At 50.7% G+C, this 17,934-nt stretch carries 19 protein-coding genes; 3 read left to right on the forward strand and 16 right to left on the reverse strand.

Features of this window, described 5'->3' with window-relative positions:
- Positions 1–222: 222 nt before the first annotated feature.
- Positions 223–1,059, reverse strand: a complete 837-nt coding sequence (locus JYB63_RS14230) for a hypothetical protein (RefSeq protein WP_205658558.1) — start codon at positions 1,057–1,059, stop codon at positions 223–225.
- Positions 1,060–1,248: 189 nt separating this feature from the next.
- The gene (locus JYB63_RS14235) at positions 1,249–1,653 is read right to left on the reverse strand and encodes a phnA protein (protein WP_205658559.1); all 405 of its coding nucleotides are present in this window, start codon (positions 1,651–1,653) and stop codon (positions 1,249–1,251) included.
- 426 nt (positions 1,654–2,079) lie between these two features.
- On the opposite strand from JYB63_RS14235, the gene JYB63_RS14240 reads away from it, so the two are divergent.
- On the forward strand, positions 2,080–2,565 hold the full coding sequence (locus JYB63_RS14240; protein WP_205658560.1) for a DUF2753 family protein: 486 nt from the start codon (positions 2,080–2,082) through the stop codon (positions 2,563–2,565).
- A 3-nt stretch (positions 2,566–2,568) separates the two neighbouring features.
- On the opposite strand, the gene JYB63_RS14245 is transcribed toward JYB63_RS14240, so the two are convergent.
- The 4 genes from JYB63_RS14245 to JYB63_RS14260 form a co-directional block, all read right to left on the reverse strand.
- A complete protein-coding gene (locus JYB63_RS14245) occupies positions 2,569–3,363 on the reverse strand; it encodes an amidohydrolase (RefSeq protein ID WP_205658561.1) in 795 nt (264 codons plus the stop codon).
- Entirely contained in the window at positions 3,351–4,496 is a 1,146-nt protein-coding gene (locus JYB63_RS14250) for a methionine aminotransferase (protein WP_205658562.1), read from the reverse strand. Before JYB63_RS14250 ends, JYB63_RS14245 begins: the two co-directional genes overlap by 13 nt.
- A 218-nt stretch (positions 4,497–4,714) precedes the next feature.
- Complete coding sequence (locus JYB63_RS14255) at positions 4,715–5,068, reverse strand: GFA family protein (protein ID WP_205658563.1); 354 nt, start codon at positions 5,066–5,068, stop codon at positions 4,715–4,717.
- A 21-nt stretch (positions 5,069–5,089) separates the two neighbouring features.
- Positions 5,090–6,028: a nucleoside recognition family protein gene (locus JYB63_RS14260; RefSeq protein ID WP_205658564.1), complete on the reverse strand. Its 939-nt coding sequence runs from the start codon at positions 6,026–6,028 to the stop codon at positions 5,090–5,092.
- 282 nt (positions 6,029–6,310) lie between these two features.
- Between JYB63_RS14260 and pbpG the strand changes: the two genes are divergently transcribed.
- Positions 6,311–7,228 (forward strand): D-alanyl-D-alanine endopeptidase, encoded by a 918-nt coding sequence (gene pbpG, locus JYB63_RS14265; RefSeq protein WP_205658565.1) that lies wholly within the window; start codon positions 6,311–6,313, stop codon positions 7,226–7,228.
- Here pbpG and JYB63_RS14270 read toward each other — a convergent pair whose 3' ends face one another.
- From JYB63_RS14270 to JYB63_RS14315, 10 genes are all read right to left on the reverse strand, one after another.
- Complete coding sequence (locus JYB63_RS14270; protein WP_336510889.1) at positions 7,229–7,783, reverse strand: DUF3299 domain-containing protein; 555 nt, start codon at positions 7,781–7,783, stop codon at positions 7,229–7,231.
- Between the two features lie 18 nt (positions 7,784–7,801).
- Positions 7,802–9,058 carry an ABC transporter permease gene (locus tag JYB63_RS14275; RefSeq protein WP_205658566.1) on the reverse strand — a complete coding sequence of 419 codons (1,257 nt, stop codon included), beginning with the start codon at positions 9,056–9,058 and terminating at the stop codon, positions 7,802–7,804.
- Complete coding sequence (locus JYB63_RS14280) at positions 9,058–9,744, reverse strand: ABC transporter ATP-binding protein (protein ID WP_205658567.1); 687 nt, start codon at positions 9,742–9,744, stop codon at positions 9,058–9,060. Before JYB63_RS14280 ends, JYB63_RS14275 begins: the two co-directional genes overlap by 1 nt.
- A 78-nt stretch (positions 9,745–9,822) precedes the next feature.
- The gene (zrgA, locus tag JYB63_RS14285) at positions 9,823–10,680 is read right to left on the reverse strand and encodes a zinc uptake protein ZrgA (protein ID WP_205658568.1); all 858 of its coding nucleotides are present in this window, start codon (positions 10,678–10,680) and stop codon (positions 9,823–9,825) included.
- A gap of 100 nt (positions 10,681–10,780) precedes the next feature.
- Complete coding sequence (arfB, locus tag JYB63_RS14290; protein ID WP_205658569.1) at positions 10,781–11,194, reverse strand: alternative ribosome rescue aminoacyl-tRNA hydrolase ArfB; 414 nt, start codon at positions 11,192–11,194, stop codon at positions 10,781–10,783.
- A gap of 4 nt (positions 11,195–11,198) precedes the next feature.
- Positions 11,199–11,621 carry a GFA family protein gene (locus tag JYB63_RS14295; RefSeq protein ID WP_205658570.1) on the reverse strand — a complete coding sequence of 141 codons (423 nt, stop codon included), beginning with the start codon at positions 11,619–11,621 and terminating at the stop codon, positions 11,199–11,201.
- 42 nt (positions 11,622–11,663) lie between these two features.
- Positions 11,664–12,689 carry a GGDEF domain-containing protein gene (locus JYB63_RS14300; protein WP_205658571.1) on the reverse strand — a complete coding sequence of 342 codons (1,026 nt, stop codon included), beginning with the start codon at positions 12,687–12,689 and terminating at the stop codon, positions 11,664–11,666.
- A gap of 41 nt (positions 12,690–12,730) precedes the next feature.
- On the reverse strand, positions 12,731–13,744 hold the full coding sequence (ansA, locus tag JYB63_RS14305; RefSeq protein ID WP_205658572.1) for an asparaginase: 1,014 nt from the start codon (positions 13,742–13,744) through the stop codon (positions 12,731–12,733).
- A gap of 20 nt (positions 13,745–13,764) precedes the next feature.
- Positions 13,765–14,799, reverse strand: a complete 1,035-nt coding sequence (pyrC, locus tag JYB63_RS14310; protein WP_205658573.1) for a dihydroorotase — start codon at positions 14,797–14,799, stop codon at positions 13,765–13,767.
- Positions 14,800–14,917: 118 nt separating this feature from the next.
- Positions 14,918–16,324 carry an aminotransferase-like domain-containing protein gene (locus JYB63_RS14315; protein ID WP_243431995.1) on the reverse strand — a complete coding sequence of 469 codons (1,407 nt, stop codon included), beginning with the start codon at positions 16,322–16,324 and terminating at the stop codon, positions 14,918–14,920.
- Between the two features lie 221 nt (positions 16,325–16,545).
- Here JYB63_RS14315 and ccoG point away from each other — a divergent pair, with 221 nt between their 5' ends.
- Entirely contained in the window at positions 16,546–17,934 is a 1,389-nt protein-coding gene (ccoG, locus tag JYB63_RS14320; RefSeq protein ID WP_205658575.1) for a cytochrome c oxidase accessory protein CcoG, read from the forward strand.

Consider the following 17,934-nt stretch of genomic DNA (forward strand, 5'->3'; position numbering starts at 1 on the left):
AGGTGAAGTTTTCTCACCCGAAAGAGTCTTTCCAGCCTCACAGAAGTTGAAAAATTACTGGCAAAAAAAAACCGCACATTTGTGCGGTTATAAGCAACGATCAAAGGTTTATCGCCCTCAACAGTCCCAGGAAAATTCCGGTTTACGGAAGCAGACTGGACGGCGTTCAGTGAAAGTTGCCGTTTATTGTGTCTGCTTCATTGTAGATAAATTCATCATAGCTCAGGCTTGACTGTTTGGCTCCCCTTGTGTTTGGGTTTCATCCCCAGATTGGGTACCGAGGTTTGCCAGCATGGAATCCAGCAGTGACAGATTATTCTGCAACTGCTGCTGAGCTTCGTTATTCGCTTCGGTATAACGGCCATCCTGCTCGATCAGGCTGTTCAGCAACGAACGGGTAAAGTCGGTCGCGTCCTGCATAATCTGGTGGGCGTTATCCAGTTGCTCTGTCAGGCCTTCACGTAATGGCTGCAGCCCCTGCAGGCCATAGCCCGGGTCATTCATCTGCTGCACATTTTCATACATTGCTGTACTGGTGTAGGTCTGGCTACGGGTCAGCTGGAAATCCATAGAGGCCAGTTCTGCACCGTCCATCTGATAGTTAGCCGCGGTATTGAATGCATCCTGTACATTACCGGAGAAGAAATCATTGGCAATGCCAGTCATGTCTTTAACCAGATTGGTAATGGCATCCAGTTCGTCAGCATTCAGGTCGCCTTCAACGCTGAAACCAAATGAGCTGCTGGATGATTGCTCAAGCATCACGCTGGCAGCCTGGCCATTCTGGTTCTTTACACCGGCAATGCTGGCACTGAAACTGTCCTGACCACTGAACTGAATAGTGACCTTATCACCTTCTTTGGTTTCCAGTGTCAGGGAAAAGCTTTCTGCGGAGGTAAACCGTTCTGAAGCAGCAACAGCCTGAGAATTTCCGCTACGGGACACACCTTCAGACTGAGCACGGACATTGGCTTCGGAACGCTCATTGCGCCCTTCGGCCCGGTCTGAAGAAAACGGATGACTGAATAAATTCGAGGACGGTAGTTGTGAAATGTCCATCGTGCTGGCCCTGTAAGTTTGTATTCGATAGCCGGGTTATCGACCCCCGCCGGGAATACTTAAGGCCTAAATTAAATCAGTTTGTTATTTGCTAATAGCTAAGACAGCGCTAAGGCATTGATTGAAATGTACGCATGACTGATTTGTAAGCGGTTTTTAGATCAGCAAAAAATGACAAAAAAATCTGAATTAACAAATTTCAATCTGTTCAACCCAGCTTTCTTCATCAGCATCCAGATACACCTGTTCCAGCAGAGCACCCGGCCAGGCATGCTGCTGGTTAATGTACCGCAGCATCGCCACCGACAACATTTTCACCGGCGTTACTTCACTCCAGATTGAATTATTCAGACAACGCCAGTGATTGTGATCGATCAGTCTGGGTCGCATGATCTGTTTCTGACAGGTATCACAGATCATAATGCAGTGATCATAATCGGGCTCAGTGAGGACCGGCGGCACTTCAAATACCGACAGTTTAACCCCCTGCGCATCACACAGTTCGCAGTGTGCGCTGCAGCGGCGCACTAAATCTTTTCCGAACACCGACAGGCCATGGTGACCTTCGTAGTGTCTGGCATGTCCTCTGGACATACATCACCCCCATACCCGGCCAGAGCTGCAACTCACACTTCAAACCTGAATCACCCGGTAACAGATACCGGTCTCAGCCCGAGTCCATTCCATAAAAACGTTGCTAGTAAGTATTGTTCAGAACCTGGTATTTACAACTTTTTTGAATATTTAATTCCAATATTTCAATTAGTTATATCAAAAATTAAAACATTTCACCCATTATCAAAGTAACATTTTTTTCAGAGGTTAGCGGCATGTTCAGCGCTGTTATACACCTGATAGCCCGGCTTTTACCAAGTGGTCAGTTGCGATTACAACAAAACCCATTTTGAAATTTTTTCCCGTACATACCCTTAAGACACGCAAAAATGACATATGTCACTTTACACTTTGCAATTACATAAATATGATAATCGTTATCATTTAGATTTACGGAAATTAATTATGCGCTTTCTTTGCGAAACCCATCGCCAGCAGCTTCTTCAGGATGAAACTCAGGTACTCAGCCACTGGCATGAGTGGATGCGTCAGGGTGATGATTTTCTTCAGGCTGAACAGTGGGCTGATGCTTTTCGTGTTTTAGGCTGCAGCTTTGAAGCTGCGGAATGGCTGGTGTTTGACTGCCAGAAAAATCAGCAGGATTTTGCCCATCTGACACATTTTATTACTGCGGGTCACCGGCTTGCAGGGTGCTGTCGCCGCAGTGGCCGTACTGACCTGGAACTGCATTTTCTGCTGTCTATTCACTACCGGCTGATCGACCTGGCCAAAGGCAGTGCTGCTGAGTACTATCCGCTCAGTCTGAATTTGCAGGAATCTGTGCAGCGGCTGAAACAGCACAGCCACCAGCACGGCGCATTTGAAGGTTATCAGGACTGCCTGACAGAAACAGACACTTATCAGAAGCGTCTGCGCCGTCACCTTCACTGATCATTACAGGTTCAGACTGAAGTCGTCCGCATCCTGATAAGCAGGAAATTGTTCACGAAACGCCAGTAAATCACTTTTTGATAAGGTATTACTGGCGCAGAACACCTTGCCCTGCATGTAATCACACAGCACTTCACCTTTAAAATCCAGCAGCATGCTGTCGCCACTGTATTCCAGTTCGTTAGCATCCGTCCCTACCCGGTTAACACCGGCAACATAGCAAAGGTTTTCAATTGCCCGGGCCGCCAGCAACGTGCGCCACGGATAGCGGCGGACAGCCGGCCAATTAGCCACATACAGCGCCAGATCATAATCATTGCGGTTACGTGAATAGACCGGGAAGCGCAGGTCATAACAAACCTGCAGTAAGATATCCCAGCCACGGAAATTAACGATCACCCGTTCCTGGCCGCTCTGATAGCGTTCATGCTCACCGGCCATCCGGAACAGATGCCGTTTATCGTAGTGCAGCACTTTGCCGTCCGGTTCCACCCACAGCATCCGGTTGTAGTATTCACCGTTTTCGATAATTGCCAGGCTGCCAGTGATTGCTGCATCACGCTGTGCAGCCTGCTCTTTCATCCAGACAATGGTATCACCGTCCATTGTCTGAGCAGCCTTACGACTGTCCATCGAAAAGCCGGTGGCAAACATTTCCGGCAACACGATCACATCCGCACTGGCTGAATGCTCATCCAGCAAGCGAGCATACATGTCACAGTTCTGTACAGGGTTCTGCCATTTGATATCCGGCTGAACCAACACCACCGTCAATTCTTCCTGAACTAGATTTTGCATAATATTTCCGCAGCCTTCTCAAGGGTATTGTCTTCTTTGGCAAAACAGAAACGGATAAGTTTCTGCGCCGGTGGTTGCTGATAAAACACCGAAACAGGAATCGCCGCTACGCCTTGCTCTGTCAGCCAGTCAGCAAACTCAACATCATCACGCTGATTATCAATCGCTGAATAATCCATCAGCTGAAAATAGGTGCCCGCAGTCTCCGTAAAGGTAAACCGGCTCTGTTTCATCAGTGAGCAGAACAGATCACGTTTGGCCTCATAAAACGCCGGCAACTGCAGGTAATGTTCCGGCTGTGCCTGTAGGTAATCGGCCACCGCACATTGCATAGGATGCACCGAACTGAAGGTCAGATACTGATGCACCTTACGCAATTCTTTACTCAGTTCAGCCGGCGCCACACAGTACCCCAATTTCCAACCGGTGGTATGCAGGGTTTTGCCAAATGAAGACACCACAAAACTGCGCGCAGCCAGAGCCGACCGGGTCAGCACACTGTGATGCTGATGGCCGGTAAAATAAATATGTTCATAGACTTCATCACTGAGTAACAGTATGTCAGTGCCGGCCAACAGGGCTTCCAGCCCGTCCAGCTCTGCCTGAGTGAGCACCGCGCCGCTTGGATTATGGGGTGAATTAATAATCACCATTCGGGTACGGTCATTAATCGCCCGCCCCAGTGATTCCAGCGGCAGGCTGAAGTCTTCGCTGTTGAGCTGTAAGTGCACCGTCGTGCCACCGTTCAGTTCAACAGCAGGCTCATAACTGTCATACGCAGGGTCAAAGACAATGACTTCATCTCCGGGTCTGACAACAGCACTGATCGCCGCAAAAATAGCTTCAGTTGCACCGCTGGTGACAGTGATTTCTGTCTCCGCACAGGGCAGTACCCCGTAACAGCGCTGCACTTTACCGGCGATGGCCTGCCGTAAAGAAGGCGCACCGGTCATCGGCGCATACTGATTCAGCCCCTGACGCAAATAAAAGTTCACCCGCTCGCGTAATTCATCCGGGCAGTCAAAATCCGGAAAGCCCTGGGAAAGATTGATTGCACCCTTTTCTGCCGCCAGTTGCGACATCCGGGTAAAGATAGTAGTACCGACGTTCGGCAGTTTGGAATCTATATACACACTTCGTTTCTTTTAAAGGTTCTTATTTTGAATTCAGCAAAAAAGTGTACACCCGGCAGCAGTCGCTACCCAGTTTTTTTCAATTTTTAAACCGTCAGTAAGTTAACGGCCGGAGAAAAGTCTGTAATCAGGCCAGATACTGATACAAATTAAGTGAGCCCGGAAAAGACTGCGGCAATCACCGCACCTGTGCCCCGTCAAACAACCAGCCGGAACGGCTAGTCGAATGAAGCACCGTCAATCAGTTCCGCGTCCGGCAACAACGCGCTGTCGACGCCGTCCAGGCAGCCCACATTCACGCCAACCAGCGCCGGATTCATACGTGGTCTGTGATGAGTATAAATTCCACAGGTTTTACAGAAGTAGTGTTCCGCCTTATGGGTATGAAACTGGTAACAGCCAAGGTTTTCAGCACCTTTTAGCAGGGTGAAGTTTTCCTGTTCGGTACGGTGCATCAGCGCACCCTTGCGACGGCACAGTGAACAGTTACAGCGAACGACAGGCTGCAGATCCGTATTCACCTCAAACTTCACAGCACCGCAATGACACTGACCTGAATACACCTGGCCCATGATGCACCTTTCCTTTACTGCTCAGAAGATCAGCAAATGTAGCACCCCCCTGACCAGGACACCCACCGTTGCTCCCATGATGGCGGCTTTAGCCACCTGCCGGACACGGGCACCGGCAGAAATGATGATTGCTACACCCACCACATCAAAGGGGTTAATGGCAAAACCGGCGATACGGTTAAGATCCGTAACAGTCAGCAATCCCTGATCCAGCAGGTCCAGGGTCACCCCCATCATGGCTGTTCCGCCGGCAATGAACTTGGTCACGATTGGCAGCACGGCGGCTTCCGGCAATGCCAGTAATTCCAGTAAGGGAGACAACAACCAGGTGATTCCCTCTATGGCGCCGGTGAGCTTCAGTACATTCACCAGTAAGATTGCCAGTATCAGTAACGGAATTGAGCTGATGACAATCTTGATACCTTCCTGACCACCATCAGACATAATCTGCATGATACTTTTCGGTGTTTTCCGGGCGGCTTCCACCGACTGATCTTCCTGATTCCCGTCTTGCCAAACCGGCTGCCTGGCAAACCAGTAGTACGTGGCACTGGCTGCCACCAGCCCGCCAATGACCGACGTCAGCATCATCATGCCCAGATCCAGCCCAACCGCTGCAAGCGGGAATACGACATTCGCCTGGGAAAGTGTCAGCACCGCCGCCAGCGTTGCTGCAATGGAACGCCGGGCGGTGCCGTCTTTATCCATCACGGCCAGGGTAGCAACCGGGGCTGAAAAACTGACAAACAGAATTTTGACGATGGCAAATACGCCCATCCCGGGAATACCGAAAAGCTTTAACAGCGGTGACAGTCTGTTCGCCACAAAGGCCAGTACCCCCTTGGCTTCCAGCAACTTCATCAGCGCCAGCATAACAACCATTACAGGCATTAACAGATAAAGCGCCATATCAATGGCGGTCCGGCCGGACTCTAAAATTAACGGGACGATCTGTTCCACTGATAATGCTCCGTAAACTCGCGCAGTAAAACCGGCAATGTTACGCAAATAAGTGTGTAAATTCTGAAAAAATTACCGACCGGTCTGACCGCTCAGCACAGAAACCAAACTGAAACTATGGAGGTTGAAACACGTCAATACTGTACAAAAACCTAATAAAACCTTTCCTTATTCACCAAACTGGGTATATTTAGAGGTGTATGGTTTTTCTTTTTACATCAGTGCATTAATACTGCACCTCGTGCAATAACAACTTCTAACACGTGTACAAAGGCTATAACTATGCGATCAGCACTTATTCTGACGATTCTCTTTTTCAGTGCCTGCATCCAGGCTGGCTCCCAGCCCTCCTCCGAAAAACTCCCACAACTAGCCTCTGTCAGCGTTGCTGTTGCCACCGAAAATGAATCTGATCCTGTGCTGTTAAAAAACGCCGACATGATCGTACCGATCGCCTCGGTCACCAAGATTATGACCGCCATGGTCATTCTCGATGCCGAACAGGATCTCAACGAGTACATTACGTTTACCAAAGCCGATAAAGAAGCCATCAACAATTATTACAGCCGGATCCGTATTGATTCCCGCCTGCGCCGTAAAGACGCACTGCGAATTGCGCTTATGTCGTCTGAAAACTTTGCATCTATGAGCCTTGCCACTAACTATCCGGGCGGCAGTAAGGCGTTTATTCAGGCGATGAATGATAAAGCTGACAGCTTAGGTATGACGAAAACCCGCTTTGCCGACTCAAGTGGTCTGTCTCCGGATAACGTATCCACAGCAAAAGATCTGGCAAAGATGGCACTGGCGGCTGCCAAATATCCGAAGCTGCGTGAATTCAGTACCACCGGCCAGTTCACCGCTAACTTCAAAGGCCCCCGCTACCGGCTGGGCTACGGCAATACCAACCCGCTGGTACACCGCAGCAGCTGGCCCATTGATATCACCAAAACCGGCTATCTGGACATTGCAGGCCGCTGTCTGGTCATGGTGACAGAAGTGGAAGGTGAGAAGGTTGCAATGGTCTTGCTGAATTCATACGGCAAACGCACCCCGATCGGGGATGCAGGCCGTATCAAACGCTGGATGACTACGGGCGAAACCGGCAAGATCAGCCAGAATGCCCGTAATTATCAGAAGAAACAGTTAGCACTGTATAAAGAAAAACTGGCTTCGCAGTTAGCCTCAAACGAAAGCTGATCAGCCTTCTTCATAAGGCTCGATCTGGAAAGCATCCATTACGTAACCGGCTGTGCCCAGATCATGGGCTACGGTGGCGATCTTCAGTTTACCGGTGACCCAAACCGCATCATACAGGTTTTCCACATTGGTACCCGGCTCGAATTCAACATGAATCATCTGGTTGGACGGTGGCGGCGGAACATGAATACAGGCGCCAAAGAACGGCACCAGAAAAAACTCTGTTACCCGGGTACCCTCTTCACTGAGCGGCACAACAAAGCCGGGAATCCGGATCATTTTACCGTCCATTTCAGGTACTACCGGCGCAGATGCCAGGGATTCCATCAGGGCTTTAAATTTAATTTCTGCTAACGGGTCAAAATCATCAAGCGTACTGTACTGATTGGCTGTCGCGGCAAAGATTGCTTCGATGTTGTAATCCGCCGGCATCAGCATTTCCCAGTCAAGCTCTTCCACCGGCTCGCCGTTAAAAGTGTTTGCAGCACTTGCTGTTAGCGGTAACGATACCGACAGTAACAGTGCCAATAACCCGGACACACAGAATTTAAACACTTATTTTCTCCACAACGGTTAAATACGGATTGTCATACCATCTGCCAGCGAATAACGGTACGCCCGGTAGCCAGGTATCAGACCAGTACACAGACCGGCGATAAAAATTATCCCCAGCAAGCCCAGTTCATGCAAGCTAAGCCAGGTCAGCTGCAGATACAGGCCGAACTCGGTTTCCAGAAAGTTCAGCCCCGCCGCCAGCGCAAGAAATAACAAACCGGTCCCCAGCAGTATTCCCAGTACAGTCAGCAGGCAGGTTTCCATCACCAGCAAACAGTAAATGTGCGCCGGACGCGCACCCACTGAACGTAAGATCGCCATTTCCCGCCGACGTTCATTTAATCCGCTTAATAATACGGTCAGCATGCCAAACAGTCCTGAAAATACAACACAGGCAGAGATCACCAGCATGGCATTTTCCGCCACATTCAGCATGCCCCACAATTCCTGTAACGCCACACCGGGAAGTATCGCCAGTAAGGGTTCTTTACGGTAATTATTAACTGCTCTCTGTAGCTGAAAGGTTGCCACTTTGGATTTCAGACCAACCATAATAGCCGTAATCGCCTGTGGCTGAAGGTCTCTGGCCTCAAGAGGTTCTGTTCCCCCGGAACCCGGCAAATAGGTACCGGACTGCCAATCCACATGAATCGCTTCAATGGCTTCAAGGCTGACATACAGAGCCCGGTCTACCGGTGTACCGGTCGGCGCAAGAATCCCGCTGACCTTAAATGGCTGATCTTCATGCTTGGCAAAACTGGCATTACCCGTACCATGGGCAACCACTAGCTCATCACCCATCTGGTAACCCAGCTTCGCCGCCACTTCCGCCCCCAGTACAACATCATGCAGTGCACTGAACTGCTGACCTTCGGTAAATACCAGCGGTTGCTTACGGCCGTATTTATAATGTTTAAAGTAATCGGTATTGGTTCCCACCACCCGATAGCCCCGGTGGGAATCTCCCAGTGAAATGGGAATGGTCCAGGCGACCCGGGAATGCCCGGCAATGTCCTGATAACTTTGCCAGGTAATATTGTTACTGGCATCCCCGATACGAAATACGGAGTACAGCAACAGCTGCACAGATCCAGAGCGGGCACCGACGATCAGATCTGTACCGGAAATGGTATTGGCAAAACTCTGTTTCGCCTGATCACGTACCTTCTCGACCCCCAGTAATAATGCAACGCTGACGGCTATTGAGATGATTGTCAGCACAACTGAGGTACGTCGGTTAAGCAAACTCTTCGCTGCAATACGGAATAACAACATCAGTACACCCCTCCGTTATTCAGCTGAGCAAGTGACATACTGCGGTCAAACTGACCGGCCAGTGATAAATCATGACTGACGAACAGCAGACTGCTGTGACTGGCTTCACACTGTTCGGCCAGTAATTCAATAAACCGGGCACGGCTGTCGCCATCCAGTGCTGAAGTAGGTTCATCAGCGATGATAAGCTCCGGTTCACCGATCAGTGCCCGTGCTGCGGCAACCCGCTGCTGCTGCCCGATACTCAGTTGAGCGACTTCTCTGTCCATCAGATCACCCAGCCCAAGCCGCTCAAGTAACGCTGCGGCTCCGGCAGCTTCACTGCCATAGGTATCGATAACCCGCTTTTTCCGCAACGCTGAGAACCCGCAGGGCAACAGGACATTTTCCTGCACAGACAAGTACGGTAAAAGATTAAACTGCTGAAAAATAAGCCCAAGATGATCTGCTCTGAAACTGTCACGCTGACGGCTGTTCAGCGTACCGGTGGATGTATCCAACACCCTGACACTGCCCGTCTGAGGCTGCTGAATACCGCTGATAAGGTTAAGTAATGTGCTTTTACCACTACCGGATGGCCCGTGCAGAAATACTTTCTCACCCCGGGATATCGCAAAATGCTTGATATCAATCAGAACCGGCTGGCCCGGCCAGCCAAAGCAGATATCTTTCAGTGTCAGGATCATATACTTACTCTGAATCTCATCCGTAATCAAAAAAAACGGCCAGTATTAACTGACCGAATTTTGTCTCACCCTTACAACTCAGAATTCAAACCTTGAATCCTGCGGTGTCAGTGTCTGTAAACTCTGTCGCTGGGCACCAACAGCCTGTACCCGAATATTTTCCAGTGCCGGATATACCGTAAATAATCCAACATCAAGGTATGTGACCGCCTGACCGTCAGAACATTCCAGATGATACTCTAACTGCCAGTCACTGTGTGTTTCATTGTGGCCATGATCATCATGTTCATGGTCGTCATGCTTTTCATGATCATGGTCGTCGTGCTTCTCATGGTCATGGTCTTCATGCTTTTCATGGTCATGGTCATCATGTTTCTCATGATCATGGTCATCGTGCTTCTCATGGTCATGATCTTCATGCTTGTCATGATCATGGTCGTCGTGCTTCTCATGGTCATGATCGTCGTGCTTCTCATGGTCATGATCGTCATGATCTTCAGCAGACGCTGTAAATGTTGCTTCCTTTAACGTGCAACCGGCCGACGCAGGAACCCCTAACCAGGATTCTGCATCCAGCAAAAACTGCTTGGCATCACTGACTTTCTGACGCTCTTTGTCTGTTTTAGGTTCGTATTCAAACCCCACAATGTTTGCTGCAGGTGACGTAAAACTCAGTACTAACTCATTGCCATCAAGGGCAATATCCAGGTGCGCTTCACCGTGCTGATGGCTGCCCAGTTGGCGTTCAAACCCTTGATCATCCCCTGCCTGGCTGGCAGTTGACGCCATGCTGCTGGCCAGCAAAACTGATGTAAACAATAATGCCCGGGACGTTCGCTGCCGTACCTGTTTTTCCGGCGCTAAACGGCTACAGATTGCTAACAGCTGCTTATCGGCGACATCTTTTATCAGTATTTGCTGTAATCCCATTTTCATAACGCTTTATGCTCCGTGGCGGAATAATAAATCAGATACGGGCTTTATGTATCTAAGAAACACAATTGTTACAACATAACATAACACATACAAGTGAAATTTAGTCCGCTACCCTGCCCCGTAAAGCCTTGGTGGCCCCCCGCTGCTTTTTACCGTCCAGCCGCCGGCGCTGGGAGCCTTTTGTCGGTTTAGTTGGCCGCCGTACCTTCTGTACGACTGTAACCGTGCGGATCAGTTCCACCAAGCGCTGGATGGCATCTTCACGGTTCAGGTCCTGACTGCGATGCTGCTGCGCCTTAATAACAATCACACCGTCCTTGCTGATCCGGCGGTCTTTGAGCGCCAGTAAACGCTCCTTGTAAAACTCTGGCAATGATGATGCAGCAATATCAAAACGCAGATGAATCGCACTGGAAACCTTATTTACATTCTGACCACCTGCCCCCTGAGCACGAATACCGGACAGTTCCACTTCATCATCATGCAGACTGACTGCGTTAGAAATTACGATCATCGGATTACCTGCCTGCTACTGGTTCAGCTTCATCGTAAACCGGTAGTTCAGTATCATTCTGATACCAGCCGGCCTGCTGAGATGTCCAGATGTGGCTGCGTTCACGAGGAGTATTTCCTGCATTGAGGCTGTCATTATCCAGGCTGCCAAGACGCAGGATTACATGAGCAGCGCCCTCCCGTTTGGCATAAATATGGCTGCTACAGCTCTGACAAAACCAGCGTAATTTACCGGGAGAAGACTCAAAGTGGCTCAGTTTTCCAGCCCCTTCAAGTAACTGAAAATCCGTATCGGCAACAGCTGCAACACTGGAAAATGCACTGCTGTGGGTTTTACGGCACGTCTCACAATGACAATGCACAATGTCACCCAAAGGCCCCATCAGACGATACTTAACAGCACCGCATAAACATCCGCCAGTTATCATTATGGTTTCTCCCTCTACCTTTTACCCGGGCAATTATGCCGCCTAAAACAGTTCGACTTCACCGCCTGCTACTTTCAGACCACCGGAGGATTCCATATCCCCATAGAAGGTTACCTGATTGCGCCCGCTGTCTTTACTGTGATACAGCGCCTGATCGGCATATTCAAGCAGGGTAACCGGCATGATCTTTGGCGAAATACGGGTAACACCTATACTCACCGTTACCGTCCCCAGCTGCGGGAAATTCCGTTGCTCCACAGCACTGCGCAGACGCTCGAACATTTCCCGGGCACCGTGCTCATCGCCGCACTCCGCCACCAGCACAAACTCTTCTCCGCCATAACGGAACAGCATGTCATTACGGCGCAGTTTGTGTTGCATGGTTTGTGCAAGCAGCACTAATACTTCATCACCATACAGGTGGCCGAAGTTATCATTGATGTTTTTAAAGTGATCGACATCCAGCAACGCCATCCAGTATACCGGCGCTTTACCGGCACCGCCGGTGCCGGTTTCCAGGTCACTGTACTGGCTGACCTGCTGATAAATCTTCTTAATATATTTATCGAAACTGTTACGGTTAGCGAGCCCGGTCAGCTGATCTTTCTGAGCATCTTCCAGTAAATTACAAAAGTTACTGTAAATATCCATCAGACCCGTAATCAGATCACTGTGGTAGCCGGACAGCTCACTCTCGGTCTGCACCAGCAGATATACCTGATAAAAACGCGACTCAAACAGGCTGAACAGGTTCAGGGCATAATCCACATGCGCTTCGGCATACCGGTTACTGACAGTAAAATCAGCCTGGTCAATAATTTCTGGCACGGTCAGCCCGTCAATCTGCACGTCACCGCCATCAGCGGTATAACGCATCTCAGCCAGCAAATGACCATCATTGTGACGTTTATACAGAATCAGATCCTGAGGCTGCAGAAGCTGGTGAAGCGATTTCAGCAGGCTGAACTCAAGATGCTCGGTATCGCGGACAGCCGTCAGATCGGCAATATTACCGATCAGCGTTCTCTCCGCGCCCCTTCCGGGGTGGTCCGCTGGATTATTCATCATACTGCCGTTTAACCACTCTACAGACTCATTTGCGGCACGCTTCAGCCGGATAACTCACCGCACACAGACTCTGCCATCAGGCGACGAACATCATCAGTTGACGGCTCAGTTGCCAGCAGGAAATGTAATTTAGTGAAAGCGGCTTCCAGCGTCAGATCACTGCCCGGTAACACACCAATTTTATTCAGCGTCTGACCGGTTGCATACGCTCCCTGGCTGACCCGGCCCTGCAGGCAGTGAGTCAGGTTAACGATGACCACACCCCGTGCAGTTGCCTCAGCCAGAATATCCATCAGTTCAGTATTGGCATCCGGCGGATTACCTACCCCGTAACTGATCATAATCAGGCCTTTAACATGTTCAGGTGCCAGCAGATCCCGGGCAACTGCCGCGCTGATACCGGGATATACCGGCAATACCCGAACAGTATCTTCAGCAAATTCCGGATTGGTAAACCGCTGTTCACGCTTGGATAAAAGCAGATGACGATGTAAATCAATGTGAATACCCGCCTGCCCCAGCCATGGGAAATTCGGCGAATCGAAGGCATCAAAGCCGGTACTTTTCAGCTTACTGCTGCGGTTACCCCGTAACAGCCGGCCATTGAAAAATACACTGACTTCATTCAGCGGATAATTTCCCGCCAGAATCAGCGCTGTCAGCAGGTTATCCAGTGCATCATTACGTAACTCAGTCAGAGGAATCTGGGAACCGGTAAAGATAACCGGCTTATCAAGCCCCTGCATCATGTACGACAAAGCCGAAGCACTGTAGGCCATCGTATCGGTGCCATGCAGAACGATGAAACCGTCATAGCGGTCCCAGTTCGCCTGTAACTCAGCGGCAATTTTATTCCAGTGTTGGGGCTGCAGGTTTGAACTGTCGATAAGGTGCTCAAACTCCAGCACTTCAAAGTTCGGCAGCTGCATAGCTGCACCGGCATTCAGCCGTTCGCGTAATAACGCTTCAAACCCTGCAACCGGCACATAACCATCGTCCGACATCTGCATGCCAATGGTGCCACCGGTATAAATAATCAGCACATTGCTGCTCATCAGTCGGTCTCCGGTCCGGTTTAAGCCTGAACTTTCCAGCGCAGTGTTTCACCGGCATAGAAAGGTACAATCGGCTTGCCGTTCGGCAGAATGATCTCCGCCGGCACCTGCCACTCTTCCTGCACCAGAGTTATGCTGCCGGCATTGCGTGGCAGCCCATAAAAGTCTGCACCATGGTGGCTGGCAAATGCTTCCAGCTTATCCAGTGCGCCAATGTCTTCGAACACCTGTGCATAAAGCTCAATAGCGCTCCAGGCACTGTAACAACCGGCACAACCGCAGGCACTTTCTTTCGCTTCTTTCGCATGGGGCGCAGAGTCAGTCCCCAGGAAGAACTTTGCAGACCCGGACTTAACCGCATCCTGTAACGCCAGCTGATGGGTATTACGCTTGAGAACCGGCAGACAGAAGTTGTGCGGACGGACACCGCCCACCAGCAGATCATTACGGTTCAGCAGCAGGTGCTGTGGCGTAATCGTTGCTGCCACATTGTCAGATGCACCGGCTACAAAAGCTGCCGCATCTGCAGTAGTGATGTGCTCAAAGACAACTTTCAGCTCAGGGAAACGCGCCACAATATGCTGCAGTTTCTGATCAATGAACATTTTCTCACGGTCGAAAATATCAATGTGATGATCAGTCACCTCACCGTGCACCAGCAATAACATGCCCTGCTCAGCCATTACCTCAAACACCGGATACATAGCTTCCAGCTGGCTGACCGCTGCAGCGGAGTTAGTTGTCGCGCCCGCCGGATACAGTTTGGCAGCGACTACACCGGCCGCTTTGGCATCAATAATATCCTGAGCAGAGGTTGCGTTGGTCAGGAACAGGGTAACCAGCGGCTCAAAAGTACTTCCTTCCGGACGGGCACCCAGAATCCGCTGCTTGTATGCCATCGCCATATCAACATTGGTTACCGGCGGTACCAGGTTCGGCATGATAATCGCGCGCTGAAAGCAACGGGCTGTTGCCGGTACAGTTTCAGGCAGCATGTCAGCATCACGCAGGTGCAGATGCCAGTCATCAGGGGTTTGGATCGTCAGGCTAGTCATAGAGGCTCTTCTGTATAACCGGAGAACTGTATTTCACAGCTGTCCTTTGGCGGGCATGGATAATATGCCCGCATTATACAATAACCCTCCGCGACATGTAGGACGTCCCGGGGAATTTTTATTCGCTTGCGAGTAGCTGGGCGACCTCTTCCAGCGCCGCGATTCTTGCCGGACTCCAGGGCTGGGCAAAACCGATTCGTAAACAGTTCTGGTAACGCTGCTGAGAAGTGAACAGACTGCCCGGGGTAATAATGATGCCCCGCTTACGGGCCTGATTGTAAAGCGCCAGGGTATCCACATGTTCCGGCAGTTCCAGCCAGAGAGCGATTCCCCCCAGCGGTTTACTGCAACCGGTTGCCTGTGGAAACAGACGGGCTAATAAATCCTGTAGCTGCTGGCACTGTTCTGCCAACTGCTGACGCCGCTTACGCAGAAAGCGGTCGTAGCTGCCGGATTCCAGAAACATTCGTACCCCCTGCTGAGTTAGCTGACTGCTGGCCAGCTGTGTCACCAGCTTCAGCCGCTTTACCTTATCTTTATAGCGGCCCGGTAAAATCCAGCCTAAGCGTAAATCTCTGGATAAACTCTTTGAAAAAGAAGAACACAGCAGCACCAGCCCGCTGCTGCCCATTTCCTGATCATAGGAATGGATACTCCTTGGGCGCTGCAGGCCAAAGGTCAGGTCGCCATAGATATCATCCTCAATCAGTGCGATTTCCTTGCTGCGGATCAGGCTCAGCACCCGCTGCTTGTGACTGTCAGGCATGCAGGCCCCGGTGGGGGTCGCAAAGTTAGGACTCAGTAAAACCGCTTTGATTGGCCAGTGCTGCATAGCCAGCTCCAGCGCATCCGGACTGACCCCGGTCGCCGGTGAAGACGGCACCTCTACGGCTTTCAGCCCCAGCGCTTCGATCAGCTGTAAACTGCCATAAAACCCCGGCGACTCCACCGCCACCGTATCCCCCGGAGATGTGGTGGCCATCAGCGCCAGCATCAGTGAGTGCTGGCAGCCCCCGGAAATAACAATGTCATCCGCCTGAACCATACTGCCAGCATCCGCACAGCGGCGAACCAGTTGTTGGCGTAACCCGGACAAACCGGCGGGCTCATCGTAATACTGTTGCTCAGGCGCTTTTTGCGAACGGGCAGCCCGGGCCAGACAACGGCGTAAAGGCTCATTATATTCGTCCCACTTACCGTCTGGACGAATATCAAATGCGGCACTTTGCTCCATAATATCCAGCAAAACCTGATCCAGACTAATGAATGCCGGGGCCATATCCGGTTTACTTTCCGCAGGCAGTTCCAGCCGGCTGGTCGTATAACTGACGAAATATCCGGATTTAGGCCGGGCCTCAATCAGCCCCGCAGCCTCCAGCCGGGCATAGGCATTCAGCACCGTCGCCTTGGAAAGATCCTGCTCCTGACACAGTGCCCTGACCGAGGGTAAACGGCTGCCAAACGCCAGCTGACCGCTCTCAATCTGTTCACGGATTTGTTGCTCAAGCACTTGATAAAGGAACATAGGTACAGATTCCATAAAAATTACAGGCACAGACTAGATTACACAAAATCTGTACCTAATAATATATTATTTTTTACATCTGTTCTTATTCTATTTTTTCTCTACTATAAGCATCCTCGCAAAGAACCAAGTGACAACAAAACCGATAACACACCCCTCTTGATTGCGACCCGGTTCCCGCTAACACGCCACAAGCGTTATGCGGGGCACTGCCAATACTTTTGAACAGAGTTTTTCAGAGCATCGCCATGCAACAGATTCCGGTACACCAGCACGATCCCAAACAGGTCGACGGCAAGATTTACGTTCGTCTCACGGAAGGTCACTACCAGCGCATCCGCCGGGCCATCAGCGGTAGCCTGATGCTGATGTTTTTCCTCACGGCGTGGATTAATCTGGACGGTCAGCAAATTGTCCTGTTCGATTTCTTCAGCCGCCGTCTGCACCTTTTCGGCATGCTGCTGAGCCCGAAAGACATTTATCTGCTTGCCGGTTTTATGATTATCGGCGCAATCTTACTGTTTGCGCTGGCCTCGGCTTACAGCCGGGTATGGTGCGGCTTTGCCTGTCCGCAAAGCATCTGGACCTGGGTATTTATCCGTATAGAAACCATTACCGAAGGCCGCCGTAACAACCGCATTAAAGATGATAAGAAAGGCTGGAATCCCGGTAAATTAACCCGCCGAATCGCCAAACACAGTCTCTGGGCACTGTTTGCCACCCTGACATCTATGACCTTTATCGGCTATTTCGTCCCTATCCGCGAGATAGCCAGCGATATCATCAGCCTGAACCTCAGCCTGGAAATGTTCAGCTGGATACTGATTTTTGCCCTGCTGACGTACGTAAATGCCGGTCTGGTCCGGGAAAAAGTATGCGCCCATATGTGCCCTTATGCCCGCTTCCAGTCCGTTATGTTTGACCCTGATACCCGCACCATCAGCTATGATGTTGACCGCGGCGAACCCCGGCACAAAAACCGCAGCAGCAATGAAGGCGGTGACTGTATTGACTGTAAACTCTGTGTGCACGTTTGCCCCACCGGGATTGATATCCGCCAGGGCCTGCAATCTGACTGTATCACCTGTGGCGCCTGTATCGATGCCTGCGATGACGTCATGACCCGGATGCGCCGACCAACCGGCCTGATCCGCTTTGTTTCCGAGAATCAGGAACAGGGCAAGGCCAGCCCGGTGTTACGGCCACGTATCTGGGCTTACATCGCCTCCATTGTGCTGATCAGTGGTTATCTGATCTGGGCTTTTGCGAATAAAGAAGCACTGATCATGGATGTTATTCGCGACCGCCAGACCCTGTATGTCACCAACGGTGCCGGTGAGGTATGTAACGAATATAAACTGATCATTGAAAATGTATCGGTTACTGCCACAGACTTTGCGCTCACGCTGGATAACAGCCTGTTACGCCTGGAAGGTAAATCCGGCCTGGACTTACAGCCCGGCCAGCGCAACGAACTGAATTACCGGGTATGCGCCCCCACAACTGCCGATACTGCGCTGATCCCACGGAAGATAAACTTCACAGCAAGCAGCAGCGACGGCCAGTGGCAACAGATGAGTTCATTTATCATGCCCCAGCAACGCCGCTGA

The sequence above is a fragment of the Aliamphritea spongicola genome, assembly GCF_017051665.1.
Lineage (GTDB): Bacteria > Pseudomonadota > Gammaproteobacteria > Pseudomonadales > Balneatricaceae > Amphritea > Amphritea spongicola.